Annotated in this window: 25 protein-coding genes, 1 tRNA gene, 1 rRNA gene and 2 riboswitches; of the genes, 20 read left to right on the top strand and 7 right to left on the bottom strand. The window is 26.1% G+C overall.

Going from position 1 to position 25,966, the window contains the following annotated elements:
- The 11 genes from rrf to AC4FQW_RS12230 all read left to right on the top strand — a co-directional run.
- Nucleotides 1-89 (top strand): 5S ribosomal RNA (gene rrf / locus AC4FQW_RS12180); the annotation flags it as partial.
- A 647-nt stretch (nt 90-736) separates the two neighbouring features.
- Entirely contained in the window at nt 737-1,324 is a 588-nt protein-coding gene (locus AC4FQW_RS12185) for a YdcF family protein (RefSeq protein WP_491149320.1), read from the top strand.
- A gap of 115 nt (nt 1,325-1,439) precedes the next feature.
- The gene (locus tag AC4FQW_RS12190; protein ID WP_491149321.1) at nt 1,440-1,715 is read left to right on the top strand and encodes a DUF1653 domain-containing protein; all 276 of its coding nucleotides are present in this window, start codon (nt 1,440-1,442) and stop codon (nt 1,713-1,715) included.
- Between the two features lie 127 nt (nt 1,716-1,842).
- Nucleotides 1,843-2,550, top strand: coding sequence for a Crp/Fnr family transcriptional regulator (locus AC4FQW_RS12195; protein WP_491149323.1), 708 nt, complete (start codon nt 1,843-1,845; stop codon nt 2,548-2,550).
- A gap of 184 nt (nt 2,551-2,734) precedes the next feature.
- Entirely contained in the window at nt 2,735-2,857 is a 123-nt protein-coding gene (locus AC4FQW_RS12200) for a hypothetical protein (protein ID WP_491149325.1), read from the top strand.
- Between the two features lie 195 nt (nt 2,858-3,052).
- Nucleotides 3,053-4,705 carry a hydroxylamine reductase gene (hcp, locus tag AC4FQW_RS12205; protein WP_491149326.1) on the top strand — a complete coding sequence of 551 codons (1,653 nt, stop codon included), beginning with the start codon at nt 3,053-3,055 and terminating at the stop codon, nt 4,703-4,705.
- A gap of 63 nt (nt 4,706-4,768) precedes the next feature.
- Nucleotides 4,769-4,831: riboswitch (Fluoride riboswitch) on the top strand.
- A gap of 77 nt (nt 4,832-4,908) precedes the next feature.
- Nucleotides 4,909-5,295 carry a fluoride efflux transporter CrcB gene (gene crcB / locus AC4FQW_RS12210; protein ID WP_491149328.1) on the top strand — a complete coding sequence of 129 codons (387 nt, stop codon included), beginning with the start codon at nt 4,909-4,911 and terminating at the stop codon, nt 5,293-5,295.
- A 26-nt stretch (nt 5,296-5,321) separates the two neighbouring features.
- On the top strand, nt 5,322-5,654 hold the full coding sequence (locus AC4FQW_RS12215; protein ID WP_491149330.1) for a DUF190 domain-containing protein: 333 nt from the start codon (nt 5,322-5,324) through the stop codon (nt 5,652-5,654).
- Nucleotides 5,655-5,859: 205 nt separating this feature from the next.
- Nucleotides 5,860-8,649 carry a sigma-54-dependent transcriptional regulator gene (locus AC4FQW_RS12220; RefSeq protein ID WP_287565454.1) on the top strand — a complete coding sequence of 930 codons (2,790 nt, stop codon included), beginning with the start codon at nt 5,860-5,862 and terminating at the stop codon, nt 8,647-8,649.
- Between the two features lie 370 nt (nt 8,650-9,019).
- Entirely contained in the window at nt 9,020-9,511 is a 492-nt protein-coding gene (locus AC4FQW_RS12225) for a mannose/fructose/sorbose PTS transporter subunit IIB (protein WP_287565452.1), read from the top strand.
- Nucleotides 9,512-9,688: 177 nt separating this feature from the next.
- Nucleotides 9,689-9,790, top strand: a riboswitch (purine riboswitch).
- 24 nt (nt 9,791-9,814) lie between these two features.
- Nucleotides 9,815-11,218, top strand: a complete 1,404-nt coding sequence (locus tag AC4FQW_RS12230; protein ID WP_303130262.1) for an NAD(P)/FAD-dependent oxidoreductase — start codon at nt 9,815-9,817, stop codon at nt 11,216-11,218.
- A 48-nt stretch (nt 11,219-11,266) separates the two neighbouring features.
- Here the strand turns inward: AC4FQW_RS12230 and msrA are convergent, their stop codons facing one another.
- Nucleotides 11,267-11,740: a peptide-methionine (S)-S-oxide reductase MsrA gene (msrA, locus tag AC4FQW_RS12235; RefSeq protein WP_303130260.1), complete on the bottom strand. Its 474-nt coding sequence runs from the start codon at nt 11,738-11,740 to the stop codon at nt 11,267-11,269.
- A gap of 148 nt (nt 11,741-11,888) precedes the next feature.
- Between msrA and AC4FQW_RS12240 the strand changes: the two genes are divergently transcribed.
- Nucleotides 11,889-13,400, top strand: a complete 1,512-nt coding sequence (locus AC4FQW_RS12240; protein WP_303130259.1) for a YfcC family protein — start codon at nt 11,889-11,891, stop codon at nt 13,398-13,400.
- A gap of 73 nt (nt 13,401-13,473) precedes the next feature.
- Here AC4FQW_RS12240 and AC4FQW_RS12245 read toward each other — a convergent pair whose 3' ends face one another.
- From AC4FQW_RS12245 to AC4FQW_RS12260, 4 genes are all read right to left on the bottom strand, one after another.
- Entirely contained in the window at nt 13,474-14,322 is an 849-nt protein-coding gene (locus AC4FQW_RS12245) for a DMT family transporter (RefSeq protein WP_491149425.1), read from the bottom strand.
- A 14-nt stretch (nt 14,323-14,336) separates the two neighbouring features.
- Complete coding sequence (locus AC4FQW_RS12250; RefSeq protein WP_303130277.1) at nt 14,337-15,062, bottom strand: tRNA 2-thiocytidine biosynthesis TtcA family protein; 726 nt, start codon at nt 15,060-15,062, stop codon at nt 14,337-14,339.
- A 515-nt stretch (nt 15,063-15,577) separates the two neighbouring features.
- Nucleotides 15,578-16,417 carry a hypothetical protein gene (locus AC4FQW_RS12255; RefSeq protein WP_303130257.1) on the bottom strand — a complete coding sequence of 280 codons (840 nt, stop codon included), beginning with the start codon at nt 16,415-16,417 and terminating at the stop codon, nt 15,578-15,580.
- 144 nt (nt 16,418-16,561) lie between these two features.
- On the bottom strand, nt 16,562-17,290 hold the full coding sequence (locus tag AC4FQW_RS12260) for a lysophospholipid acyltransferase family protein (RefSeq protein WP_303130254.1): 729 nt from the start codon (nt 17,288-17,290) through the stop codon (nt 16,562-16,564).
- Nucleotides 17,291-17,475: 185 nt separating this feature from the next.
- Here AC4FQW_RS12260 and AC4FQW_RS12265 point away from each other — a divergent pair, with 185 nt between their 5' ends.
- From AC4FQW_RS12265 to AC4FQW_RS12275, 3 genes are all read left to right on the top strand, one after another.
- Nucleotides 17,476-17,976 carry an alpha/beta hydrolase gene (locus tag AC4FQW_RS12265; protein ID WP_491149332.1) on the top strand — a complete coding sequence of 167 codons (501 nt, stop codon included), beginning with the start codon at nt 17,476-17,478 and terminating at the stop codon, nt 17,974-17,976.
- 132 nt (nt 17,977-18,108) lie between these two features.
- On the top strand, nt 18,109-20,478 hold the full coding sequence (locus AC4FQW_RS12270; protein WP_491149334.1) for a cation-translocating P-type ATPase: 2,370 nt from the start codon (nt 18,109-18,111) through the stop codon (nt 20,476-20,478).
- Nucleotides 20,479-20,571: 93 nt separating this feature from the next.
- Nucleotides 20,572-20,646, top strand: a tRNA-Arg gene (locus AC4FQW_RS12275).
- A 93-nt stretch (nt 20,647-20,739) separates the two neighbouring features.
- Here AC4FQW_RS12275 and AC4FQW_RS12280 read toward each other — a convergent pair.
- Both AC4FQW_RS12280 and AC4FQW_RS12285 read right to left on the bottom strand, forming a co-directional pair.
- On the bottom strand, nt 20,740-21,846 hold the full coding sequence (locus AC4FQW_RS12280) for a site-specific integrase (protein WP_491149336.1): 1,107 nt from the start codon (nt 21,844-21,846) through the stop codon (nt 20,740-20,742).
- A gap of 404 nt (nt 21,847-22,250) precedes the next feature.
- A complete protein-coding gene (locus AC4FQW_RS12285) occupies nt 22,251-22,772 on the bottom strand; it encodes a helix-turn-helix domain-containing protein (protein WP_491149338.1) in 522 nt (173 codons plus the stop codon).
- A 134-nt stretch (nt 22,773-22,906) separates the two neighbouring features.
- On the opposite strand from AC4FQW_RS12285, the gene AC4FQW_RS12290 reads away from it, so the two are divergent.
- From AC4FQW_RS12290 to AC4FQW_RS12310, 5 genes are all read left to right on the top strand, one after another.
- Complete coding sequence (locus AC4FQW_RS12290; RefSeq protein ID WP_491149340.1) at nt 22,907-23,110, top strand: helix-turn-helix transcriptional regulator; 204 nt, start codon at nt 22,907-22,909, stop codon at nt 23,108-23,110.
- A 171-nt stretch (nt 23,111-23,281) separates the two neighbouring features.
- A complete protein-coding gene (locus tag AC4FQW_RS12295) occupies nt 23,282-23,575 on the top strand; it encodes a helix-turn-helix domain-containing protein (protein ID WP_491149342.1) in 294 nt (97 codons plus the stop codon).
- Nucleotides 23,576-23,710: 135 nt separating this feature from the next.
- Nucleotides 23,711-24,757, top strand: a complete 1,047-nt coding sequence (locus AC4FQW_RS12300; RefSeq protein WP_491149344.1) for a conserved phage C-terminal domain-containing protein — start codon at nt 23,711-23,713, stop codon at nt 24,755-24,757.
- 1 nt (nt 24,758) lies between these two features.
- Nucleotides 24,759-25,514, top strand: coding sequence for an ATP-binding protein (locus AC4FQW_RS12305; RefSeq protein WP_491149346.1), 756 nt, complete (start codon nt 24,759-24,761; stop codon nt 25,512-25,514).
- 133 nt (nt 25,515-25,647) lie between these two features.
- Complete coding sequence (locus AC4FQW_RS12310) at nt 25,648-25,962, top strand: hypothetical protein (protein WP_491149348.1); 315 nt, start codon at nt 25,648-25,650, stop codon at nt 25,960-25,962.
- Nucleotides 25,963-25,966: the final 4 nt, after the last annotated feature.

Raw genomic sequence — 25,966 nt, forward strand, 5'->3', positions numbered from 1 at the left:
TCCTTTCCATTCCGAACAGGAAAGTTAAGCTCTATAGCGCCAATGGTACTGCATGGGTGACCGTGTGGGAGAGTAGGACGTTGCCAGGTGAGAAAAAGAAAGAGATAGTTTTAACTATCTCTTTTTTCTTATATAAAATTATTTTTATATATAATAGATTTATGCTATTAAGTAATATCTTACAGTTCTTTCTTCCGATTACTTTAGTATATATAAATTAAGTATATATAAATTATTGGACTTCTTAATTTATCTCTAGAATATGCAATTATTACAGAGTGATTTTGCATATATAATTTTATTAATTCATTTATAATCTCATTTATTTTCGAAATTAAACTTTTTATTATTATAAAAATTGATATGGATAAAATTTTTAAATTAATTTATATTTTTCTTCATTTATTATAGGAATATTATACTGTGATATGTTAGTAGTTATAAATTTTGTTTTTCTTCTTAAATCTATAATGATTTAATTTTTAATATCTTTATACTTTATAAACATTAAAGAACCTAACATTTTAGCAAATGTATTATTTTATATGATATTATTAAATTATGGGGGGAGGTTTTAAATATTTTAATACTTATTTTAGGAATAATATGTTTGACGTATTATGGATTTATAAATATAATGTTTGGTTATACTACATTTAGTGAATTTTATTTAATATTAGGATTAATATTAGTTATTTATTATATTTTTTCATATAAAATAAAAGAATATTTGATTATGAAGAAATTATTTAAGGGTATAAAAATAATTTTATTTATAGGAATATCTATAATTATTTTAGTTGAAGGAGCAATAATAATGTATCCTAAGAAAAATATTGATGGTAGTGATTATATAATTGTTCTTGGAGCTGGATTAAGAGGAGATAGCATAACAACAACCTTAAGGGATAGATTAGATGCAACAATAGATTATGTTAATAAATCTAATTTTGATGGAAAAATAATAGTTTCTGGTGGACAGGGACCAGGAGAATCTATAACCGAGGCAGAGGCTATGAAAAATTATTTAATTGATAAGAAAATTAAAAATGACATAATAATGGAAGACAAAGCTACAAATACTTTTGAAAATTTTAAGTTTTCTAAAACAAAAATTGAAAATATAACAGGAAATAGTATTGATAATTATAAAGTAAAGATAGTAACTACAGATTTTCATGTTTTAAGGAGTTTTATATTAGCAAAAAGAAATAATTATGATAATGTTACTTTTTATAGTAGTAATACTAAATGGTATCTGATTCCTACATTATATGCTAGAGAGTTTTTTGCATTTTTTAAATCTTTAGTTTTTGATAGGTAAAAATATGTATTTTTTTATTATCATTATTTTTATATAGAAATAATGATTTAGTTTATAAATTAGTAGCATAATTATAAAAGTATTAATATTAAGGTTAAGATTGGAGTTGTAGTTTATGAATAGAGATATAAGTAATTTAAAAGGAAAATTAGTTAAACATTTTAAAGGAAAGTTATATTTAGTTGTTGATGTTGCTAAGCATTCGGAAACAATGGAAGAATTAGTTGTATATAAGGCTTTATATGGTGATTTTGGAATGTTTGTCAGACCTAAAGAGATGTTTTTAAGTGAGGTTGATAAAGAAAAGTATCCACAGTGCAAACAAATGTATAGATTTGAAGAAGTAAACAATAATGATATGAAGGAAATAGCAAATATATTGACTAAATAATGAATAAATATTTTTTGACAATCACTCACCAATTTAATAAATTAAATTGGTGAGTATATAAAATAAAAATTAATTATACAAAATCAAATAAATATTATACTTTATTAATTTAAGAAAGAAGGACGCTATGAAAAATCTATGTAAATATAATAAAGAAATAAGTTTTATTTGTGCTAAAAATATATCTATATTTTCTGATTTATCAGATTATGAAATAAAAAAAATAATTAAATTATTAAATAAAAAAGAATATATAAAAGGTGATGTTCTTTGTATAGAGGGTAAAGTTTGTGAAAGTTTATTTTTTATTATAAGTGGACAAATAAAAATTTCAAAAATGACAACAGATGGTAAAGAACAAATAATATATGTACTAAATCAAGGAGATTTTTTTGGTGAAACAAATCTTTTTAATAATATAATAAGTGATTTTACAGCAACAGTTATTAAAAACTCTAAAATATTTATTTTGTCAAAAGAAAACTTAGAAAATATTATAAGGAAAGATGTAAGCATAGCTATTAAAATTTTAAGATCTTTAACAAAAAAGTTATCAGAAACAGAAAATTTGGTTAAATTACTTGCAACAAAAGACATTGATTCAAGAATAGCAAATATGCTTGTTCAGTTAATAAATAAATATGGAGAAAAAATTGATAATAAGATTATTATTGAGTTACCTTTAAGAAGAGAAGATATGGCAAATTATTGTGGTGTTACTAGGGAAACTATAAGTAGAAAATTATCAAAGTTTGAATATAAGAATATAATTGAAATTGAGGGGAATAAAAAAATAATAATAAAAGATATTAATAGATTGAAAGATATTCAGTAAACTATCAAAATAATTAAAATTTTATAGGCAATATAATAATATAAATTTAAAAAATAAATTTTATATTATTATGTTGCTTTTTATTTTTATGAGAATATTTTTATAAGAAATTATATAAAGCATTGTTTAAAAGTAAATGTTTTAATTTTTATATAAATGATTTAAGTAATTTTGGAATATTAACATGGAGATTCTTAAAAAGTATAAGAAGATTTTAAATGAAAAGAAAAGAAGAATTTATAATATTAGTTATTATGGTTTTACACCAGAAGAATTATTTAAAGTTAATAATAATGATATTCATTAAAAATATTTTTTTCTTGTAACTAATGTTACAGAATAAAAAAAATCTGAGTAGTATACTCAATATTGTCAGAGAGATAGAAAAAATTAATTGTATAATTTGTATATTCTAAAAAGAAAAAATAAATATCATCTATAAAATAATTTTTTAAAATCAATATTAAATATAAAACAATTAAGATAAATAGGAGGAAATAATATGTCAATGTTTTGTTTTCAATGCCAAGAAACAGCAGGCTGTAAGGGATGTACAATAAGAGGGGTTTGTGGAAAAACTGAAGATGTAGCAAAGATTCAAGATCTTTTAGTTTATGTAACAAAAGGACTAGCTACAGTAGCTCATGAAGGAAGAAAAGTTGGAATTGTAAGTAATGAAATAAATAAATACATAGTTGAAAACTTATTTATAACAATAACTAATGCTAACTTTGATTTTAAAGCTATTGAAAAAAGAGTTAAAGAAACCTTATCTTTAAGAGATGAATTAAAAGAAAAAGTACAAGCGGCAGGCGGAAATCCAGTAGGAGATGATTTCTATGGTTGTGCAACTTGGAAAGAAGAAACTGAAGAAGAAATGATGGAAAAAGCATCAAAAGTTGGAGTATTATCAACTGAAAATGAAGATATAAGGAGCTTAAGAGAACTTATAATTTATGGTTTAAAAGGTATGTCAGCATATATGAAACATGCTATGAACTTAGGTTATGATAAAGAAGAAATTCACGAATTTATGGCAAGAGCTTTAGTTCAAACTTTAAATGATAGTTTAACAGTTGATGAATTAACAGCTTTAGCTTTAGAAACAGGTAAATTTGGTGTTGATGGGATGGCACTTTTAGATGCAGCGAATACAGGAACTTATGGACATCCTGAAGTAACTAAAGTTGATATTGGAGTTAGAAAAAATCCTGGTATATTAATTTCAGGACATGATTTAAAAGATTTAGAAATGTTACTTGAGCAAACACAAGGAACAGGAGTAGATGTATATACTCACGGTGAAATGCTTGCTGGGCAATACTATCCAGAATTTAAAAAGTATGAAAATTTTGCAGGAAACTATGGAAATGCTTGGTGGTTACAAAACAAAGAGTTTGCATCATTTAATGGACCAATTCTTATGACTACTAACTGTATTACACCAGCTCAAGATTCATATAGAGATAGAATATTTACAACAGGTGCAGTTGGATATGAAGGTTGCAAACATATAGAAGCTGATGAGAATGGATATAAAGATTTCTCAACAATTATAGAATTAGCTAAAAAATGTGAAGCTCCAACAGAAATAGAAAAGGGAGAAATAGTTGGGGGATTTGCTCATAATCAAGTTTTAGCATTAGCTGACCAAGTAGTTGATGCAGTTAAATCAGGTGCTATAAAGAGATTCTTTGTAATGGCAGGATGTGATGGTAGAGCAAAATCAAGAAATTACTATACAGAATTTGCACAAAAGTTACCAAAAGATGCTGTAATATTAACTGCTGGTTGTGCAAAATATAAATATAATAAGTTACCACTTGGAGATATAAATGGAATTCCAAGAGTATTAGATGCTGGACAATGTAATGATTCATATTCATTAGTTGTAATAGCACTTAAACTTGCAGAAGTATTTGGATTAGATGATGTGAATGAATTACCAATAAGCTACAATATAGCATGGTATGAGCAAAAAGCTGTAATAGTATTATTATCATTATTACATTTAGGAGTTAAAAACATCCATTTAGGACCAACATTACCTGCATTCCTTTCACCAAATGTAGCTAAAGTTTTAGTTGAAAACTTTGGAATAGGTGGAATAACAAATGTAGAAGATGATATGAAGATGTTTTACGGAGAAGAGTAGTATTAACAGAAACTTAAATTGAAATAATAGTTGATAGACAATATAATATAATTATATTTAGATGTAATTATAGGTTATGGAGTTAACCTTTAACCGCTTTAATTAGCTAATGACTCCTACAGATTAGGGATTCTTATATATATCTGTAGGGGCATTAGCTTTTTTGTTGGTTATAATAAATATAGTAGAATGAGGTGAATAAAATGCAAAAGATTCAACTTATATTTATAGTTGGTTGTGGAGGATTTATAGGCGCAGCTCTTAGATATTTAATATCAATAAATGCTGCAAAAATATTTGGTCCAAATTTCCCGTATGGTACTTTAATAGCAAATATTTTAGGTGCAATTATAATAGGACTTGTGATGCGACTTAGCTTAGATACAGCCATAATATCCCCTAATATTAAATTATTTTTAACCACAGGCATGATGGGTGGTCTTACAACTTTCTCAACATTTTCATATGAAACAGTTAGTATGTTAAATTCAGGAGAATATATGTTAGGCGTATTAAATTTAGGGTTAAATATTGTATTTAGTTTTATTGGAGTTGTTATAGGAATGTCTATTGCTAAGTTATTAGTATAAGTTTGGATTAAAAGGAGTGTGCTAGGATGAAAGAAATGAGTACTGGTAAATTAATAAAAATTTTCATTCAAGGAGACGATAAATATAAAGGAGAGCCACTTTATACAGCAATTATTGATAAGCTTAAAGAGAGTGGGGTATCAGGTGCAACAATAATAAGAGGAATTGAAGGTTTTGGTGAAGATAAAAAAATTCATTCAGACTTTTTAGAAGTTCTTTCAAGAAAACTACCAATAGTTATAGAGATTGTTGCAAGAGAGGATAAGGTAGAAAAAATATTAGAAATAGCTTCTTCTATGATAAAGAATGGAAAGATAGCAATAATAGATAATGTTGAAGTTATAAATTTTAAAAAATAAATTACTTAAAACTATATTAAAGCTTAAAATTTATTTATATAAATTAAGTTTTAATATAGTTTTTTATATATTTTTTATATAATATAAAGACAAGTTGTTAACAAATCGTTAAAATATTAGTATAGTAGTCAATTAAATTGAAATAGAAGTATTGTAAGGTTTACAATCACAGTATATGAATTTATAAGAAAGGTGGACTATAAATTTGAAGAGAATAGAAAAGGTTTATAATTACTTAAATAAGGTTTGTTCAAGTTATTCAAGAGAGAACTTAGATAAGTGTATGGGGGTAAGTGCTCAGGAAATTGGTAATGAACTTGGAATACTTAGAAATAACGTAAGTAAAGAACTTAATGATCTTTGTAGAGATAAGAGAGCAATTAAAATTAAATGTAGACCTGTAAGATATTTTGACAGAAAAATATTTGAAGAATTATTTAATGTAATACTTTCGAATGAAGTGACAGAAATAGAAGACATAGAATCATTAATAAAACCAATAGAAGAAACAAAAGAAAAGTCTCCTTTTGATTATTTAATAGGAAGTGATACTAGTTTAAAAACACAAGTAGAACAAGCTAAAGCTGCAATTATGTATCCACCAAATGGATTACATACTTTAATAGTAGGACCAACGGGAGTAGGAAAAAGTTTATTTGCAAACATAATGTATAGTTATGCAAAATATATTGGAAAGTTAGATGAAAATTCTCCTTTTATAGTATTTAACTGTGCAGATTATTATAATAATCCACAACTTCTTTTATCATATATATTTGGACATGTTAAAGGTGCATTTACTGGAGCAGATTCTGATAAAGAGGGTATTGTTGAAAAAGCTAATGGAGGTATATTATTTTTAGATGAAATACATAGATTACCACCAGAAGGTCAGGAAATGATATTTTATTTTATGGATACAGGAACATTTAATAAATTAGGTGAAACAGAAAGAAAAAGAAAAGCAAATGTATTAATTATTGGTGCTACTACTGAAGATCCAAACTCAGCTTTACTTAGCACTTTTGTTAGAAGAATACCTATAACAATTAGAATTCCTAGTTTTGAAGAAAGATCAGTTGCAGATAAAATAGATATTATAAAACATCTTTTCCATAATGAAGCTGTAAGGGTGAATAAACCAATAAAAATATCAGTAGAAGCTATTAAGGCTCTTATAGGAAGTACTACTTTTGGTAACATAGGACAATTAAAATCAAATATACAATTACTATGTGCTAAGGGATTTTTAAACAGTATTAATGGGGAAAACTATATTGATATAAATTTAAAAATGATGCCAAATAATATTCAAAGTGGACTTCTTGGAATAAGTTCAGGAATGAAAGAAAAAGAAGAGATAATAAATTTAGTTTCATCTGAATTAGTTATAAATCCAGATAAAAATGCAATATTATTAGAAGGCGAAAGTAATTATGATCCGCCATTTAATCTTTATAAGATAATAGAAGATAAAGCCTCAATTTTAAGAGAAGAAGGTATGGATGAAGAGGCTATAAATAAATTTATAACTACAGATATAACAGTACATATAAAATGTTTTTATGATAGGATCAAAAATGATAAATATTCAAGAGAAGGTTTATTAAAAATTGTTGATGAAAAAATAATAAATTTCTCTCAAGAAATTAAAGCCTTAGCTGAAGAAAGGCTTGGAAGAAATTACAATGATAGATTTTTATATGCAATAAGCTTACATATGAGTGCTTTTTTCAATAGATTAAATCAACATATAGAACCAGATTATGAAGAAATGCAAGATATAATAAAAGAATATCCTAAAGAATATAAAGTTGCAGAAGAAATATGTAAAAAAGCTGAAAAATATTTTAATACACAAATTCCAAAAGGTGAGGCTATATACATAACAATATTATTAACATCAATAGAAGATAATGATACAAATAAAAAGGTTGGAGTAGTTGTTGCAACACATGGAAGTAGTACTGCAAGTAGTATGGTTAATGTAGCTGTTAAATTATTTGATAGTGATAATATAGTGGCAGTTGATATGCCTCTTGAGATAAGCCCTAAGGAAACCTTAGAATTTGTTACTCAGAAGGTAAAACAAATAGATAGAGGAAGAGGAGTAATGCTTCTTGTTGATATGGGTTCATTAAATAGTTTTGGTAATATAATATATGAGGAAACTGGTATAAAAATAAGAACACTTGATATGGTATCAACACCTACTGTATTAGAAGCTGCTAGAAAATCATCATTAAATGATGTTGATTTAGAAGGATTATATCAATACTTAAAAGAATTTAAGGGATACAGCATTAATAAAAAAGAAAATGATAGTACAAGTAGAAATAAGGGCGTAATAATAACAGTATGCTCTAGTGGAAAAGGAGCTGCAATTAAACTTAAAGAATTAGTTGTTGATATAGTAAAGAATATATCAGATGAAAATGTTGAGGTTATACCAATAGGAATTAAAAACTGTAAAGAAAAGATAAAAGAAATAAGAAAAAATAATAAGGTTTTATCAATAGTAGGAAGTATAGATCCAAAGCTTAATATACCGTTTATATCTCTTGAAAGTCTTATATCAGGTAAGGGTGAAAAAATTATAGAAAGAATATTCAAGGGTGAAAGCTTATTATTAGATGATGAAATACAAGAAGATATTGTATTAAGTAATCTTTGTTATGATAGCTTAAAAGAAACAATGACATATTTAAACCCTGATAAAATAAATAATTTATTGCTAGAATTTACAAATATATTAGAAGAAATAACACATAGAGATTTTACAAATTCTATGAAGGTTAGAATAGTACTTCATACAGCCTGTGCTTTAGAAAGAGTATTAACTAATGATCAACTTAAATATTCATATGATAAAGAAAATCTTGATGAAAGTATAGTTAATGGAATAAAACAAGCAACATATATGTTTAAGGAAACTTTAAATTTACAGTTAAGTGATGATGAAATATATTATTTAGCAGAAATACTTTTACTATAGTATTAAAATTTATACGAATTATTAAAAAGTATATTAATATACAATTAAAAGAGTATCAAAAATAAAATAAATTGTATTAATAAAAATTTTTAAAACTTATCTCCTATAAAGTAATTAATAATTTATAGTTAAAATTAATTATTTAATACACAACCTTGGCATGAAAATTGCCTTTTAAATATAAGATATGTAAATTATAACTAAAGAAAAGAGGGATAGGTATGATTCGTGTTATTTTAGGAAAGGATGAAAATTTTTCAAAATACGATTTTTTAAAAGTTTAAAAAGATTACTTAACATAAAAACTGTGAATATGAAATTTAAGGTTGATTATATAAATAATACAAAAGTGGCTGGAGGATGATTTATAATGAAAATAGTTTTAGCAAGAATAGATGATAGATTAATACACGGTCAAGTAGCTACGGTTTGGAGTAAGGAAACTGGATGTCAAAGTATAATAGTTTGTAATGATGAAGTTGCAAACAATGAAATTAGAAAGACATTATTAACACAAGTTGCACCTCCTGGAGTAAGATCATATGTTTTGGGCATAGATAAAGCAATAAAAGTTTATAATAATTCTAAACACATTAAGGATAAAGTTTTATTACTTTTTACAAATCCAACAGATGTAGTAAAAATGATAGAACAAGGTGTTGATATTAAGAGTGTAAATATCGGTGGAATGTCGTTTAAAAAAGGAAAGAAACAAATAAAAAATGCAGTTTCAGTAGATAATGTTGATGTTGAGGCATTTAAAAATTTAAATGACAGAGGAATTGAATTAGAAATAAGAAAAGTTCCTTCAGATTCGAAACAATATATTATGCCATTAATTGAAAAATTACAATTTAAATAGAAATATAGAGTTGCTTTAAAAGCAACTCTTTTTTATTTATATAAATTAATTAATGCGAAAAGAAATAATATTTTAAATATACGAATAATATTTTTATATAAAAAAATAAAATTCGTAAAAATACTTGATTTTAATATTGATATAGATTACAATTCAGATGTAAGGATTAAATATATTAAAAATCCGAATATTAAGTCCTATATAAATCTCTAATATGGTGAGATGTTTCTACCAAGCTACCGTAAAGAGCTATTGGCTATAGGAAAACAATATATTTCTTTAATTATGGAGGGAAGTAGTTTTATGAAGTATGATGTGGTTATAGTTGGAGCAGGTCCTGCAGGGATATTTACTGCTTTAGAACTAAATAAAAGGGAACATAATAAAAAAATATTATTGATAGAAGCAGGTAGAAGTATAGATAAAAGAAGTTGTCCTAAAGAAAAAACTAATAAGTGTGTTTCATGTAAGCCTTATTGTCATATAACAACAGGTTTTTCTGGAGCAGGAGCATTTTCAGATGGAAAACTATCACTAAATTATGAGGTTGGAGGAGATTTACCTGAGCTTATAGGGGGCAATTTAGTTCAGAAATATATAGATTATACTGATAAAATATATTTAGAATTTGGGGCAGATAATAAAGTAGAAGGTGTAAATAATCCAGAGGGAATTAAAAAAATAAGAAAAAAGGCAATAGAGGGAAATTTAAAGCTTGTTGATTGTCCTATAAGACATTTAGGAACGGAAAAAGCACAAAAGATATATTTAAGATTACAAGAATATTTAATTAAAAATGAAATTGAAATTAGATTTGATACACAAGTTAAAAATCTAATTATAGAGTCAGGAAAAATTAAAGGGGTTAATGTAACTGATTCTTTAACTAAGAAAAAAGATGAAAATATATTTGCAGATAGGGTTGTTGTTGCAACAGGAAGAAAGGGTGCTGATTGGCTTAAAGATATGTGTATAGAGCATAAAATAAACCATAAGGCTGGCACAGTAGATATTGGGGTTCGTGTTGAACTTAGAAATGAAGTAATGGAAGAGGTAAATGAGGTTCTTTATGAATCAAAGCTTATAGGATATCCAGCACCATTTAAGGACAAGGTTAGAACATTCTGTCAAAATCCAGGAGGTTTTGTATCACAAGAAAATTACGATAATAATTTAGCTATAGTTAATGGACATTCCTATAAAGATAAAAAATCAAATAATACAAATCTTGCAATACTTAGTTCACATAATTTTGAAGAACCATTTAATCAACCAATTGAATATGGGAAAAAGGTTGCTGAACTTGTAAATATGCTAGGCAATGGAAGTATATTAGTTCAAAGATATGGAGATATATTAGCAGGAAAGAGAACTTGGCCAAATGAATTAGATAGATCAAATGTAAAGTATACACTACCAGATGCGGTTGCAGGTGACTTAACATCAGCTATACCATATAGAACAATGACTAATATAATTAATTTTATAGAGTCATTAAATGTTGTAGTTCCAGGCTTTGCAAGTGAGGAAACATTACTTTATGGACCGGAGATAAAATTTTATAGTAATAAGGTAATAATTGATGAAAACTTTGAGACAAATATTAAGGGGCTTCATTGTCTAGGAGATTCTAGTGGTTGGACTAGAGGTCTTATGATGGCTTCAGCTATGGGTGTAATTATGGGTGAAAAATTATCTAGACTATAAAATGTTTATATTAAAAGGGCATATACAATAAATTGTATATGCCTTTTTTTAATCTAATTTTATATGGCAATATCCATTTGGGTTTTTCTTTAAATAATTTTGATGGTAATCTTCAGCTTTATAATAATTTCTTAATGGTTTAACTTCAGTAACTATGGTTTTAGAATATTTAGTTTGTTCTTCTTTTTTTATTGATTGAATTATTGGAATATCTTTTTCATCTAAATAATATATACCAGTCCTATATTGACTACCAACATCATTTCCTTGTCTATTTAATGAAGTTGGATTTATTATAGTAAAAAATTTTTTAAGAAGATTTTGTAGTGATAAAGTATTTTCATCATATGTAACCTTACAAACTTCAGCAAAGTAAGTATTTTTATAACATACATCTTCATATGTTGGATTTAATGTATTTCCATTTGCATAACCAACCTCTGTTTTTATTACACCATTTATTCTAGATAAAAACTCCTCAACACCCCAAAAACAACCACCAGCTAATACAATTTCTTTCATAAAAATACCTCCTAAATCTTTAATAATTATTCAAATATTTGTGCATAAACATTCTGAATGTTATTTGTTTGTTCATTAGTTATAAACAAATTTTTGATATAATTGTTAAAAAATATATTATTTATTATTATACAAAGGAGGAGATGTTATGACAAAGCAAAAGAAAAAGTTAAGCTTCCCTACAGCCTTTACAGTTTTATTTATAGTTTTAATAATTTCAGCTATCTTAACTTATATAGTTCCAGCTGGATCTTATGCAAAACTAACATATAATAAGGATGATAATAATTTCAGCGTTACTATGCCAAATGGAGATGCACATTCAGAACCGGCAACTCAAGAAACATTAAGTAAACTAGGAATAAAAATAAGTATAGATAAATTTAAAGATGAAAGTATTAATAAGCCTATTGCTATTCCAGGCACATATGAAAGGGTTCAACAAAAACCACAGGGAATTAAAGAAATAGTTGAGGCACCAATACAAGGTACTTATGATACTGTTGATATTATACTATTTGTGCTAGTTATAGGAGGAATTATTGGTATATTAAATGCTACAGGTGCTTTTAATGCAGGTATAGCAAGTCTTTCAAAGGCCACTAAAGGAAAAGAATACTTACTTATAATATTATTTACTATATTAATATCAGCTGGTGGTACTACCTTTGGAATGGCAGAAGAGACTATAGCTCTTTACCCAATATTAATACCAGTATTTTTAGCAGCAGGTTACGATGCACTTGTTTGTATTGCTAGTATATATATGGGGTCATCAATTGGTACAATGTTCTCAACAGTAAATCCTTTTTCATCTGTAATAGCTTCAAATGCAGCAGGTATTAATTTTACAGAGGGATTAAATTTTAGATTTACAGGACTTATAATAGCAACAATAATAACTATAGTTTATATTGTTAGATATGCAAATAATGTAAAAAAAGATCCTACTAAGTCAATTATATATGATCAAAAAGCAGAAATAGAAGCTAAATATTTAAAAGAAGATGATGAAAATGTCCCTGAATTTACTTTTAGATTAAAATTAATGCTTATAATATTTGCATTATCTTTTGTGGTTATGATATATGGAGTTTCAGCTAAACATTGGGGATTTATAGAAATGACAGCTTTATTTTTAGTTGTTTCTATAATACTTGGATTTATATCAACATTAAGTGAAAAAGAATTTGTAGATAATTTTATATCTGGAGCAGGAGATCTTGTTGGAGTTGCACTTATAATTGGAGTTGCTAGATCTATAAATTTGGTTCTTGAAAATGGTCAAATTTCAGATACTTTACTTAACTTCTTCTCAAATGGAGTTAAGGGTATGAATGGATCTATATTTATAATATTAATGCTTATAATATTTATTATATTAGGATTCTTTATCCCATCATCATCAGGACTTGCAGTTCTTGCTATACCTATTATGGCACCACTTGCAGATACTGTAGGACTTCCAAGAGATGCAATAGTAAGTTCATATCAATTTGGTCAAGGACTTATAGCATTTATTACACCAACTGGGCTTATACTTGCAACATTAGCTATGGTAGATGTTACGTATAATAAATGGCTTAAGTTTATAATGCCATTGATGATTATTATAGCTGTATTTGCATCAGCATTATTGTTAGTACAAATTCACTTTTAGAGAAATATAATTATATAAAATCTATATTATTTATAAAAAACTCTCATACAAATAGCGTTGTATGAGAGTTTTTTTATGAAGTTTTTTTAGCTAATATATTAAAAAATGATGCAATTATTATTATTAAGTAACCTATTATTGATAAAATATCTGGTATTTCACTAAATAATATAAATCCATAAGCAGCAGCTATTATAAGGCCTGCATAATCAAACATAGATATTTCAGATGCAGGAGCATTTCTATAAGCTAAGGTTAGAAAAACTTGTCCTAATATAAAACAAATTCCTGCAAGTATCATATATAAAATATTATTTTTAGTAAAACCTGAATTATTAATAAACATAAATGGAAAACATACTATTGTTGCAATACCTGTAAATGAAAGAATAACAGTAAAGAAATCTTCTTTATCTCCAATAACTCTAATCATAGTGTAAGCAAGTCCAGCAGTTGCTGCAGCAATTATACCCATTAATGAAGGGATTATTGAAGAACTAAAATGTGGTTTTATTACAAATAAGCTACCACTAAAAGCTAAAATAAGTAAAAATAATTGTTTAGCAGTAATTTTTTCTTTAAGATAAAGAAAAGAAAAAATTATAGCAAAAAATGGACTTAATTTATTTAACATAGTAGCATCAGATAATAATAAATAATCTAGTGAAAAATAAAATGCGCATATTGATATAGTACCCATAATTCCTCTTAAAAAAAGATATTTTCTATTTTCTTTATTTCCTAAAAATGATGCTTTCCTTTTGCTAATAATTATACACACAACTATAGTTGCAACAGCATTAGTTATGAATGTTTTTTGGTAAGGGGTTATGCCAGAAGCTAGTTTACCAAACATATTCATAGTAGTAAAAAAGAAGGAAGCTAACAACATAAATATAATAGCTTTTCCTTTATTATTAATTGATTTATACAATATTACATCCTCCTAATTTCATTTTTATCCCATATAAACAATTGTTCAGAGTTATTTAATGCACTAAATAAACTTTTTTTAAGTCCAGGGATATCTTTGTTCATATTTCTTATAAGATTTTTTAAATCTTCTCTTTTAGTTTTACCATCAGCTGGACAAGGATTAGTTATAACAGGATAATTATATTCACGAACAGCCTTTTTTATCATAGATTCTTCTATATAAACCATAGGTCTTATAAGAGTTACATCATATTTCTCCATAGTGCTTTTTGGGGAAAAACAATTAATTCTTCCTTCGTAAAATATAGAAAGCATAAAAGTTTCGAGTGCATCATCTTTATGATGTCCAAGAGCTATTTTATTGCAGCCTAGGCGTCTAGCATTATCATTTAAAGCGCCACGTCTTAAATTAGCACATAAAGAGCAAGGGTTTTTCTCTTTTCTTATATCAAATACAATTTCAGCTATATTAGTTTTTATCTCATGAAATTCAATACCTAAAGATTTGCAAAGCTCATGAAGCGGAGCATTATCAACATTTCCAGGATTTAATGTTATAGCTATTAAATCAAACTTTTCAGGAGAAAATCTTTGATAGTTTTTCAATATATGCAATAAGGTTAAACTATCTTTCCCTCCAGAAAGACCAACAGCAATTTTATCTCCATTTTGAATAAGTTCAAAATCATTAATAGCTTGTCTAGTTTTACTTAAAAGCTTTTGCATAGTCATAAAATATACCACCTTTTATTAAAATATTAAAACAACTTCTATATTGTACAGCAATTAATAAGAAAAGTTAAGTAAATAACATAGATGAAGAAATAAATAAAACACAGGGAGAAAGATTTTAAAATAGAGGGACATATGTTTATTAAACAGATGGATAAAAATAATATTAAATTTGTAAAAATACAATGAAAAACTAATAAAAATGAAGAAATTAAGAAAGTGAAAAAAATATTTAAATGTAATAAATTTACATTTTAAAAACTTGTTATTTTTAAATATTGATATTGACTTTCTTTAATCTTTATGAAAATTAAATACATATATTAAAATTAAATCTATATTTTATATTATATAACAAATTTTATTTAAATTGGATAATATATAATGTGTTTATAAAGATTTATATTCAATTTGATAAGTGATACTTTAATTATTAAATATAAGAAATATGAGAAAAGTAAATATAGATATTAATAAAAAAATAGTATCGACATTGTCGATACTATTTTCTAGCGTTTACTACATTTAAAGAAAACTCCGTCTTGTAAATATATTAGATATCCATTTTGAATATAAAGTTCATCAAAGTCACTATTTGGATCAGTTGAACTTGTAATATCTAATGCTGTAATAGGACCTTCATTAAGCCCAGTTCCTTTAAGAGAGTCCATTTTATAACCTCTGCAAAAGTCCTTTTCGGATAATTTTGTTATTAAATATTTTGGTTTATCAATTTTAACATTAAATGCATTATTAACATATTTATTTTTAGAAATAACTAATGTTTTATTTAACGGACTTGTATTGTTTGTTGAATATAAAGTGTGACCAATTACCTTATCTATTGACCATGTTCCGTAATAAGGGGACATAGTATCTTGAGTAGATTCATTATTCTTAGTTTTTTCTTTTACTCTATTTTCAACAACTTTATTGTCGCTTGGAGTATTTTTATGATCTTGTTTAACAGATTCTTTTTTAGAAGTTAATTTATCATTAGTTTCTTTATTAGAAGTATTATTGTTTAATTTATTATTTTTTGACTCATTATTTTCTGTATTTTTTTCGTTAGTTGTAGTAGAAGTATCATTTGAGTTATTTAAATCTGTTTCAGATTTATCATTAATTGAATCTTTATTTATAGATTCATGTTTATTTGATTCTTCTTTATTTGTAGTTTTATCATCAGGCTTACTTTCATCTACAACAGTTTGATTATCGCTTTTAGGAGATTCTTCTTCTACTTGAGTAGTTGAATTATTCTGATTTAGTTGATTTGAACCTTTATTGCAACCTGATACTACAAATACATTACCTAAAATAAGTAAACCTATAAGAATTTTTTTCATAAAAAATTACACCTCCATCTTAATTTTTTTATGAACATACGAATAAGTTATAGTATATATGATAAATATGAAAAATTTAACAAAAAAATTGTGAACAATATAATAAAATATTAATAAAAAAGATGGATTAATAAGTCCATCTTTTTATTGTTGTGCTTTTGGTAGGTCAGATACTACGATATTTCTAACTGTAGTATGTAATTCACTTATTTCTTCTTTTGATAATTTAGTTGTATCAATAGGTTTATGAATATATATTTCTACCGGGCAAGCTTTTATTTTTCCTCCATTTGCTTCTAAAAGTTTATATGAACCATTAATTGTAAATGGAATTATTTTAACTTTTGATTTTAGTGCTAATTTAAAGCTTCCAGCCTTAAATTCAGCAACAGGTTTCCCTTTACTTCTAGTACCTTCAGGAAAGATTACCATTGAATATCCAGATTTTAAAGTTTGGATACCTTGAACTATTGCTTCTGCAGATTTTCTTATATTACTTCTGTCCATAAATACACATCTTATATATTTCATCCACATACTTATGCCTGGCCATTTTTCTAGTTCTTTTTTTGCAATAAATCCTTTAGGAACTTTAATACTACTCATTATAAGTGGAATATCAAAATTGCTTTGATGATTTCCAACAAATAAAACAGCTTCATCTTTAGGAATATTCTCTTCTCCAAAGACTTTAACCTTAGCTCCACTAAGCCACATAACATATTTTGCCCAAAAAGAAGTTATTTTAAATATAGCTTCAGTTCTTTCTTTATCTTTACCTTTATGCTCTAAATATTTTATTTTAATTAAAGCTAAAGGTGCAATAATTAAGCTAAGTATTATTCCAGGATAGAAAAGTATTGTTCTTAGCATAATATCCATCCTCTCTTGAATTTTTCATTTATAAGAAATAAATCCCATAAGAGAAGTATATTATAATTCTTAAAACTTTTAAAGGACTAAAGATTTTTTTATGTATATATTTAAAAATATAGATAATAAAATAGAGAGTTTATAAATTTATTGGTAATAATATAAATAAGATAGGAGAGATATATATGAAAAAATTAAAGAGCTTTCTTATAATAAATAGTATTATTTTTTTATTTTTAGGAATTTTCATATGTTCAAAAATAAGTTATTCACAATCAGATAGATTATATTTAGAAAATTTTGTGGATAAAAGATTTGTATCTGTTAGTAACTTTAATAATGGAGTGGTTTTAACTCCTAAAAATAGAAATGGGCTTATAGGATACATAATATATCCTAAAAATAATAAGGATATAAATTCTTACATACCTAGAATGAGTAAACTTTCAGAACGTGGATTTAATGTTTATATAATAAAAAATCCAATTTATATGAGTTTTGATAAAAATAAAGTAGTAAGTAAAATAATGAATTTAGATAATAGTATTCAAAAATGGATAGTAACAGGTGAATTAGATGGTGAGGTTTATGCAAAGAAGTTTTATAATAAATGTAAAGATAATGGAATTTTAAATATTAGTTTTTATAAGTATGATAAATTAAATGAAATTTTAAAAGAATTATAGTAATAATAAAAAAACTTTATATTAGTATTTAAGGATAAGTTTATTATATATTCTTAAAAATTTAAGATTAAATTAAGATTAGTAAATTAAACTAATTGTATATAAAATACAACTTAATAAAGGAGTTATATAATGGAATGTAAGAGAGTTGAAGATAAAGTGGAGTATGAAGATATACAAGGATTAACAGATGAAGAAGTACAAAAAAGAGTTTTAAATGGTGATGTAAATAAACTGCCAAAAGCTCCATCAAAAACATTTTTGCAAATTTTAAGATCGAACTTTTTTACTATGTTTAATGCTTTAAATCTAGTTCTTGCAGTAGCTGTAATAATTGCAGGTTCACCTAAAAATGCTATATTTGCAGGAGTAATAATTGTAAATAGTTTAATTGGTGTTATACAAGAGGTTAAAGCAAAAAATATAATTGAAAAATTATCGGTTATAAGTGAAGCAAATTGTATGGCAATTAGAAATGGAAAAATTAAAAAAATAGGTATAGAAGATATAGTAAAGGATGATATTATATACATAAAAACTGGGGATCAAATACTTGCAGATGGTATAGTATATAAAGGTAACGAACTAGAAGTTGATGAATCAATGCTTACTGGTGAATCAGATCCAATACATAAAAGATATAATAGTAAACTTTTATCAGGAAGCTTTGTAGTTGCAGGTGATGGTTATATGAAGGTAACTAAAGTTGGATCAAATACATATTCATCAAAGCTTGCAGATGAAGCTAGAAAGTTTAAAATAACAAATTCAGAACTTCAAAATTCATTAAATAAAATACTTAAGGTACTTTTAATATTAATAATACCTATTGGTATATTACTTGCAACAACTCAACTTATATTTATAAAGTCAAGTTGGCAAGATGCTGTTATAGGTACTGTATCAGGTATTATAGGAATGGTTCCAGAAGGTTTAGTACTTTTAACAAGTGCAACGTTTATAGTTGCTATAATAAAGCTTTCTCAGTATGACACACTAGTTCAAGAGCTTTCAGCAACAGAAGTTCTTGCAAGAGTTGACGTATTATGTGTAGATAAAACAGGAACAATTACAGAAGGAGCTTTAAAGCTTATAGATGTAAAAAATGTATCAAATTATGATAATAAATATATAGATGATATTTTAGCTTCTATTTCACATAACCTTCCTAGTAAAAATCCAACTCAACAAGCTATATTGGATAAATATAAAGAAGATTCAAATGTTGAAATAGTAGAAAAAGTACCTTTCTCATCAAAGAGAAAATGGGGTGGGATAGTTACAAAAGATATAGGAACTTGGGTATTTGGAGCTCCTGAAATTGTAATGGGAGATAAATATTCAAATGTTAAAAAGCAAGTTGAAGATGAAGCTAAAAAAGGTAGAAGAGTCTTAATTTTAGCGGAATCAAATATTAAAACATTGAAGAATGAAAAATTATCAGATATAAATGAGGTAGCTATAGTTCTTATTGAAGATATAATAAGAGAAGATGCTCCAGAAACTTTAAGATTTTTTAAGGAAGAAGGAGTAAAAGTAAAGGTTATATCAGGAGATAACCCAGTTACAGTTTCTGCAGTAGCTAAAAGAGCTGGTGTAGAAGGTGCAGAGAATTATATAGATGCAAGAGATTTACCGGATAATATGGAAGATCTTAAAAATGAAGTTGAAAAATATAGTGTGTTTGGAAGAGTTACACCTCATCAAAAGAAAGCTTTAGTAATTGCTCTTCAAGAAAATGAGCATACTGTAGCTATGACGGGTGATGGTGTTAATGATGTATTAGCACTTAAAGAAGCGGATTGTGGAATTGCAATGGCAAATGGTTCAGATGCAGCAAAAGCTGTATCGCAATTAGTTCTTATGAAGTCAAATTTTAGTGCACTTCCAAAGGTTGTAGCTGAGGGAAGACAACAAATAAATAATTTAGAAAGAGTTGCTCAGTTGTTCTTAACAAAGACAACTTATTCAATAATTTTGGCTGTTGTGTTCTCAATATTACTTTTACCATTTCCAATACAACCTATACAACTTTCACTTATTGGAAGTTGTGCAATAGGAATACCAGCATTATTTTTAGCAATGCTTCCAAATAAAGAAAGAGTGAAAAAAGGTTTCTTAGGGAGAATATTAACTGCTAGTATTCCAAATGGTGTGCTTATAGCAATATTTGTATCCTCTACTTTTGTAATATCCTATAAATATGGAGGTGCATCACTTGAGCTTGCAAGAACACTTTCAGTGCTTATGCTTGCAGGAGTAAGTCTTGTAATATTATTTAAAGTAGCATTACCTATAACACCATTTAAGATTCTTCTTGTAACGTTAATGATGGGAATAATACTTCTTGGATTTATTACTCCAATAGGAAGAGAAATATTTACACTTACAAGAATACCACCAATGGAATGGTTAGTATCAGCAGGGGCAATTGCTTTATCAGTACCTATACTAGCAACTGTTGTGACATTATTAAGAAGAAAGAAGAATGTTGAACAATAATAAAGATAGCATATGCTATCTTTATTTATTTTGTAAAAAAATTACTTTTTTAATTGACATATTTATGTTACTATAATAAAATTTAAATAGTAAGCTCCCATAGTTTAATGGATAGAACAATCCCCTCCTAAGGGATAGATACAGGTTCGATTCCTGTTGGGAGTGCCACTTATACATAAAGAATGGCTTAACTATGAGGGTTAAGCCTTTTTATTTTGCTTAAAAGGTGACAAAAAGGGGACTAAAAGTTTTTTCGAGTATTTAGTCACCTTTTTTATTGAATAAATTATCTAATAATTCAGCTGTATTATCCTTCATTTCTTCCATGATATGAGTATATGTATTTAATGTTGTAGTTACATCTTTATGACCTAACCTATCAGATACTATTTTTATATTTTCACCATTTAATATTAATAAAGTAGCATGAGTATGTCTTAATCCGTGTATAGTTATTTGAGGTAAATTAGGGTATTTAGATACTTTCTTTTTAAAGTCCATTGATAGATTCCTAGGATTACATATTTCATCTTGTCTATTTAGTATTATAAAATCATTAGGATTACCTCTTCTAAGGCTTAATTCATTAAGTAATATGTTTGGTATGGATATAGTTCTATTACTGCCATTAGTCTTTAAATTATCCGTACATAAAAGCTCTTTAGTAGATTCATCTCTTATTACTTGTCTATTAATATTTAAATATCCTTTTTCAAAATCTACATCACACCATTTCAATCCACATAATTCAGCTACTCTAACACCAGTTAAAGCACATAATAAGACTGGAAAGTATAAATAAGTTGCTTGCATTTTATCCAGGAAGAAATCTAATTGATCCTTAGACCAATATTCTATTTTAGGTTTTTCAATATATACTTTTTCAATGTCAGTAGGCAAGAATGATATTAATTTTAATTTTTTAGCATACTTTAAACAATTATTAAGAGTTTCTATTACCTTTTTAGCGGAAGAGGGTTTTAATGGGTGCTCTTTAGTTAATAAATGATTATAAAAATTCTGTACTGTTAATGTATCAATTTCAGTAAGTTTATAATTACCTAGTAAAGGTACTATATAAGTGTTAATTCGGCTTATATAATGGTTTCTAGTATTAACACCTATAGATAATACTTTATGGTTATTAAACCAGTCTAAAATGAAATCTTTAAGTAATATATTCTTTGATTTAGGAAGTAAAAATCCATTATTAACTTTTGTATTATAATCATTAACAAACTTTTCTGCTTCTTTTTTAGTTTTAAAACCTTGTTTTTTAACTCTTATTCTTTTTTTAGTAACTGGATCATTGCCTAAGGAAATAACAACTTGCCAATTACCTTTTGCTATTTGTTTAAAACTTGCCATAATATCACCTCGATTCTTAATTTGTAGTTACTTTATTTTAAATTTAAATAACTAAGTAATTATGTAGTGATAAGTTATAAATAACACTACAATATATTTACTACATAAGTAGGGAATAAAAGGTGTCGTGAAACGCTACCACTTAATAAAAAAACATTTCTGCTATTTGTTGAGAATATCTAAGTTCTTCTAAAGCACTTAGACCACAAGCAGGTGAAAGATGGAGTAACGAAATGTTACTTCATCAGCTCAGCGAAAATTTTCGTCCACCTAATGTAAGGAAATAACTAAGTGGAAATTTCCCCGTTGAAACTAGAAAATCAATATTTTACCCAATTTCAAATTGGATAATCTAAATGGTTTAATATAAAAATTACTATATATAATATTATATTTTAGTAGAGTTATTTCTCTTCTTTTGATTTATTGATTAATTTATATACCTCTAATTCTAAGGTATCAGTAAGTCTTTTTATAATTGGATTTATTTTTTTATTATAAATTTCTTCAATATTTTTAATATCTTCCTCATAAAGTGTTTTAGATGAAGGAATGCTAGCTAAATATCCTTGAAAAAATTGATTTAATTTTTTATCTTCGATTTTATTTGAAAGAATTTTTAAAACTTCAATACAATCGTTAAATTCAGTATTTTCATGTACTACGAAACTTTCATTACTAGCTAAACTTTTTAGTGTATTTTGAATAGTTAATAGTCGTTTTTTATCATCTTCATCATATAATAAGAAATCAATTGGAACGTTTAGAGCAGCAGCTATTTTATTAATTATTTCTATATTAGGGTATCGTGTACCCCTTTCATATTGACCTAAAGCAACTCTAGAAATTTTAGCTTTTGTGGCTAAATCATTTTGTGTAAGATTTTGTTTTAATCTTAAATCTTTAATATTATTACCAATATTCATTTCCTCACCTCGTATAATATTATATCACTAAAGAATACAAATGAAACAAAAAAATAAAAAATATATTGACAAGATAACGAATGAGTCATAAAATAAGTCTTGAAGATAACGAATGAAACAAATGAGGTGAAAAAATGAATATAAATTTAAACAAATTAAAATTAGTACAAGCAAGAGCGTGCTTATCAACTAACGATTTGGTTAATAGAACAGGACTTGGACGAGCAACAATTTCAAGAGTTATTAATGGAAAAGTAAAAGCTACACCTAAAACAATAGGGTTAATAGCAAAAGCTTTGAATATTGATGTATCTGAAATTATTTCAGAAGAGGAATAATTTATATAAGTATATTATTCATATCTAAAATTAATTTATTTAGAAGTCAATTTAAGTGACATCAAAAATCACATCTATTAATCAAATAAGATGAACTAAGTTCTATTAGGATTCTAGTCTTAAAGTATCGCAATAAGTTGCCAAAGATATTAAATAATTGGAGGGAGAGAATTGAGTAAAGTATTAAAGATTGAAGAAGTAGCAAATAGAATAGGAGCTACTGTTCCATATGCTAGGGAGCTATGCAGAAGAGGAGAAATTAAAGCTAAGAAGGTAGGGAAAGAGTGGTCTATTGAAAGTAAATCAGTAGATGAATATTTAGGAATTACTACAAGTGAAGAAGAGCTTAAAAGAGAAATTTATATCAAAGAATTAGAGGGTAAGATTAAACATTATGAATTTATTTTAGGAGCTATAAAAGGTAATCTAAGTAATATTGAGTTAATGCTAACCACTAATAATTAGAGAGGTGTTTAAAATGAATTTTAATCTATTTAAGAAATATATAGACTTATGTATCGAATTACATAAAGAACCTACGTGGGAAGGTGTACAAGCTTTTAGAGGTATATTTGCATAAGACAAGTGGAGGTGTTGAAAATGAGTAAGGAGGTGAGTAAAAATTATTACAATATTCCTTCTAAATTGAATAAAGATGAAGTTCTTATATATTATTCATTATGTGAGAATACAAACTTTACTTTAGATGAATATGAAGGAAGAGAAAAATTTGAGTGTTTTTGTAGTGTAAGAACTTTAAGTGAAGATACTTTATTATCTACAAGGATAGTAAGCAATGTATTAAAGAAATTAGAGGGATGTGGATATATAGAGCTTATTAGTAAGGGTAAGCCTCCTAAAACTCCAAGTAAATACAAATTAACATATGCAGAAAATATCAAAAAAAGCGTAACGTTAAACGTACCATTAAGCGAAACATTAAGCGAAACAATGCAAAGTATTGAAAATAAAAGGATTAATAATAATTCTGAAACGTTAAGCGTAACAATGAATGAAACATTAAGCGTTACACCTTCTAAAGATATATCTAAAGATAAGTCTAATAATATATATAGTCCTTTAGATAGTGAAGCTTATGTTAATGAAATTAATAAGGAATTAGAAAATGATTTACTTAAGAAAATAAAAAGTAAATATTCTAAAGAACTTATAAAAGATGAATTAGAGAAACTTAAGAATGAAGGTCTTAGTAGTTTAGATTTATTAAAAGAGCTAGAGAAGAATTTAAAATATAAGAAAAAAGAAATAAAAGAAGAGTGTAACAAAGATATAAAAACTATATTTGATTGTTGGAATTCTAAAGGGATCATTAAGCATAAGGCTTTAAGTCCAGTAATTAAAAAGTCAATAGAGAAGGCATTAAAGGATTATAAGCTAGATGATATAGTACAAGCTATAAATACTTATAGTGAAATATTAAATAGTCAGTTTTACTTTAATTATAAGTGGAGTTTAAGCGACTTTTTGAATAGAAAGAATGGCATAAATACATTTATGGAAGAAGGTTCTAATAAGATTAACTATGAAGAATGGGAGAAAAATAAAGATAATATTTCAAAATTAAATCCTAAAAATATAAAAGTTAATCCATTAGAAACACCAACTAAATTAAGAGGGTGGGATTAATATGGAACGAGTTAATTTTAATAAAATTAATGAAATAATTGATAGATGTAAATCTAAAGCAGAAAAGACAGAGTATAAGTGTCCTATTTGTAGAGATACAGGACAAATAATAATAGAACAATTACACGCTCAACCAATAATTAAAGAGTGTGCTTGTAAAAATAAAGATAGGTTAAGAACAGAGTGGATAGAAAATGGATTTAATCCAAATAGAAATGATTTAACATTAAATAAGTTCGATAATAATAAAAATGCCTTATCTAAGAAGATGAAAGAAATAGCAGAAGAATATATTTCAAATTATGAAAATATACAGTTTGATGATAATAGTTCGATTGCATTCCTAGGAGAACCTGGAACTGGTAAGACACATATTTGTATTGCTATATCATTAGAATTACTTAAGAAAGGATTTAAACCCGTATATTTTCCTTATAGGGATTGTATTGATTTATTAATTGATTTAAGAGTATCAGATAAGATTAAGTACAATGAAAAATTAAACAAATACCAAAAGTGTAATATATTATTTTTAGATGATTTATTTAAAGGTGGTTATAGTGAGGCTGAAATAAGATTATTATTTAAAATAATAAATTATAGATATATAAATAAGCTACCTATAATCATATCAAGTGAATATCTAAGTGAAAATTTATTAAAGATTGATAGAGCAATAGCTTCAAGAATTATAGAAATGGCTAAAGGTAGGTTGTTAGATATTGTAGGAGAACAGTATAATCAAAGGCTATATTAAAAAAGACCAATGTAAACACATACATCAGTCTTTAGGGTTATAGTGATACCCTCTAAGTTTCGCATCTTAAGAGTATCACTATAGCTCCAATGAAATCAAGAGGAAAACATAAGAAAGATTGGAGAATTTTAAAGTGAAAGTTAAAGATCAAGTTAAATTATTTAAAAATATAATAGAAAATGAATATAAACATATTCAAAATACAGAGGTTGAAGATATAGAAAATTCATATTTAGAATATGGAGTACATACAGAAAAAAAGGTTAGGATAATGGAGAAACTTAAAGAAATTGTATCAGATGAGGTATTTCAACTTATAAGTGAGTTAGATGATACAAATACAGAAATAGCATGTATAGAGCAAAGACACTATTTTAAAGAAGGTGTAAAGGCTGGTATAGATAACCTTAACTTTTTAAGTGAATATGAAACTAAGATGTTACTTTAATATT

The sequence above is a fragment of the Clostridium sp. TJA085 genome, assembly GCF_058310235.1.

What these genes read in the sequence shown, in the direction of transcription:
- AC4FQW_RS12185 (WP_491149320.1), top strand. Translation starts at nt 737, where the DNA reads ATGAAGAAATTATTTAAGGGTATAAAAATAATTTTATTTATAGGAATA.
- AC4FQW_RS12190 (WP_491149321.1), top strand. Translation starts at nt 1,440, where the DNA reads ATGAATAGAGATATAAGTAATTTAAAAGGAAAATTAGTTAAACATTTT.
- AC4FQW_RS12195 (WP_491149323.1), top strand. Translation starts at nt 1,843, where the DNA reads ATGAAAAATCTATGTAAATATAATAAAGAAATAAGTTTTATTTGTGCT.
- AC4FQW_RS12200 (WP_491149325.1), top strand. Translation starts at nt 2,735, where the DNA reads ATGGAGATTCTTAAAAAGTATAAGAAGATTTTAAATGAAAAGAAAAGA.
- hcp (WP_491149326.1), top strand. Translation starts at nt 3,053, where the DNA reads ATGTCAATGTTTTGTTTTCAATGCCAAGAAACAGCAGGCTGTAAGGGA.
- crcB (WP_491149328.1), top strand. Translation starts at nt 4,909, where the DNA reads ATGCAAAAGATTCAACTTATATTTATAGTTGGTTGTGGAGGATTTATA.
- AC4FQW_RS12215 (WP_491149330.1), top strand. Translation starts at nt 5,322, where the DNA reads ATGAAAGAAATGAGTACTGGTAAATTAATAAAAATTTTCATTCAAGGA.
- AC4FQW_RS12225 (WP_287565452.1), top strand. Translation starts at nt 9,020, where the DNA reads ATGAAAATAGTTTTAGCAAGAATAGATGATAGATTAATACACGGTCAA.
- AC4FQW_RS12230 (WP_303130262.1), top strand. Translation starts at nt 9,815, where the DNA reads ATGAAGTATGATGTGGTTATAGTTGGAGCAGGTCCTGCAGGGATATTT.
- msrA (WP_303130260.1), bottom strand. Translation starts at nt 11,740, where the DNA reads ATGAAAGAAATTGTATTAGCTGGTGGTTGTTTTTGGGGTGTTGAGGAG.
- AC4FQW_RS12240 (WP_303130259.1), top strand. Translation starts at nt 11,889, where the DNA reads ATGACAAAGCAAAAGAAAAAGTTAAGCTTCCCTACAGCCTTTACAGTT.
- AC4FQW_RS12250 (WP_303130277.1), bottom strand. Translation starts at nt 15,062, where the DNA reads ATGCAAAAGCTTTTAAGTAAAACTAGACAAGCTATTAATGATTTTGAA.
- AC4FQW_RS12255 (WP_303130257.1), bottom strand. Translation starts at nt 16,417, where the DNA reads ATGAAAAAAATTCTTATAGGTTTACTTATTTTAGGTAATGTATTTGTA.
- AC4FQW_RS12260 (WP_303130254.1), bottom strand. Translation starts at nt 17,290, where the DNA reads ATGCTAAGAACAATACTTTTCTATCCTGGAATAATACTTAGCTTAATT.
- AC4FQW_RS12265 (WP_491149332.1), top strand. Translation starts at nt 17,476, where the DNA reads ATGAAAAAATTAAAGAGCTTTCTTATAATAAATAGTATTATTTTTTTA.
- AC4FQW_RS12270 (WP_491149334.1), top strand. Translation starts at nt 18,109, where the DNA reads ATGGAATGTAAGAGAGTTGAAGATAAAGTGGAGTATGAAGATATACAA.
- AC4FQW_RS12280 (WP_491149336.1), bottom strand. Translation starts at nt 21,846, where the DNA reads ATGGCAAGTTTTAAACAAATAGCAAAAGGTAATTGGCAAGTTGTTATT.
- AC4FQW_RS12285 (WP_491149338.1), bottom strand. Translation starts at nt 22,772, where the DNA reads ATGAATATTGGTAATAATATTAAAGATTTAAGATTAAAACAAAATCTT.
- AC4FQW_RS12290 (WP_491149340.1), top strand. Translation starts at nt 22,907, where the DNA reads ATGAATATAAATTTAAACAAATTAAAATTAGTACAAGCAAGAGCGTGC.
- AC4FQW_RS12300 (WP_491149344.1), top strand. Translation starts at nt 23,711, where the DNA reads ATGAGTAAGGAGGTGAGTAAAAATTATTACAATATTCCTTCTAAATTG.
- AC4FQW_RS12305 (WP_491149346.1), top strand. Translation starts at nt 24,759, where the DNA reads ATGGAACGAGTTAATTTTAATAAAATTAATGAAATAATTGATAGATGT.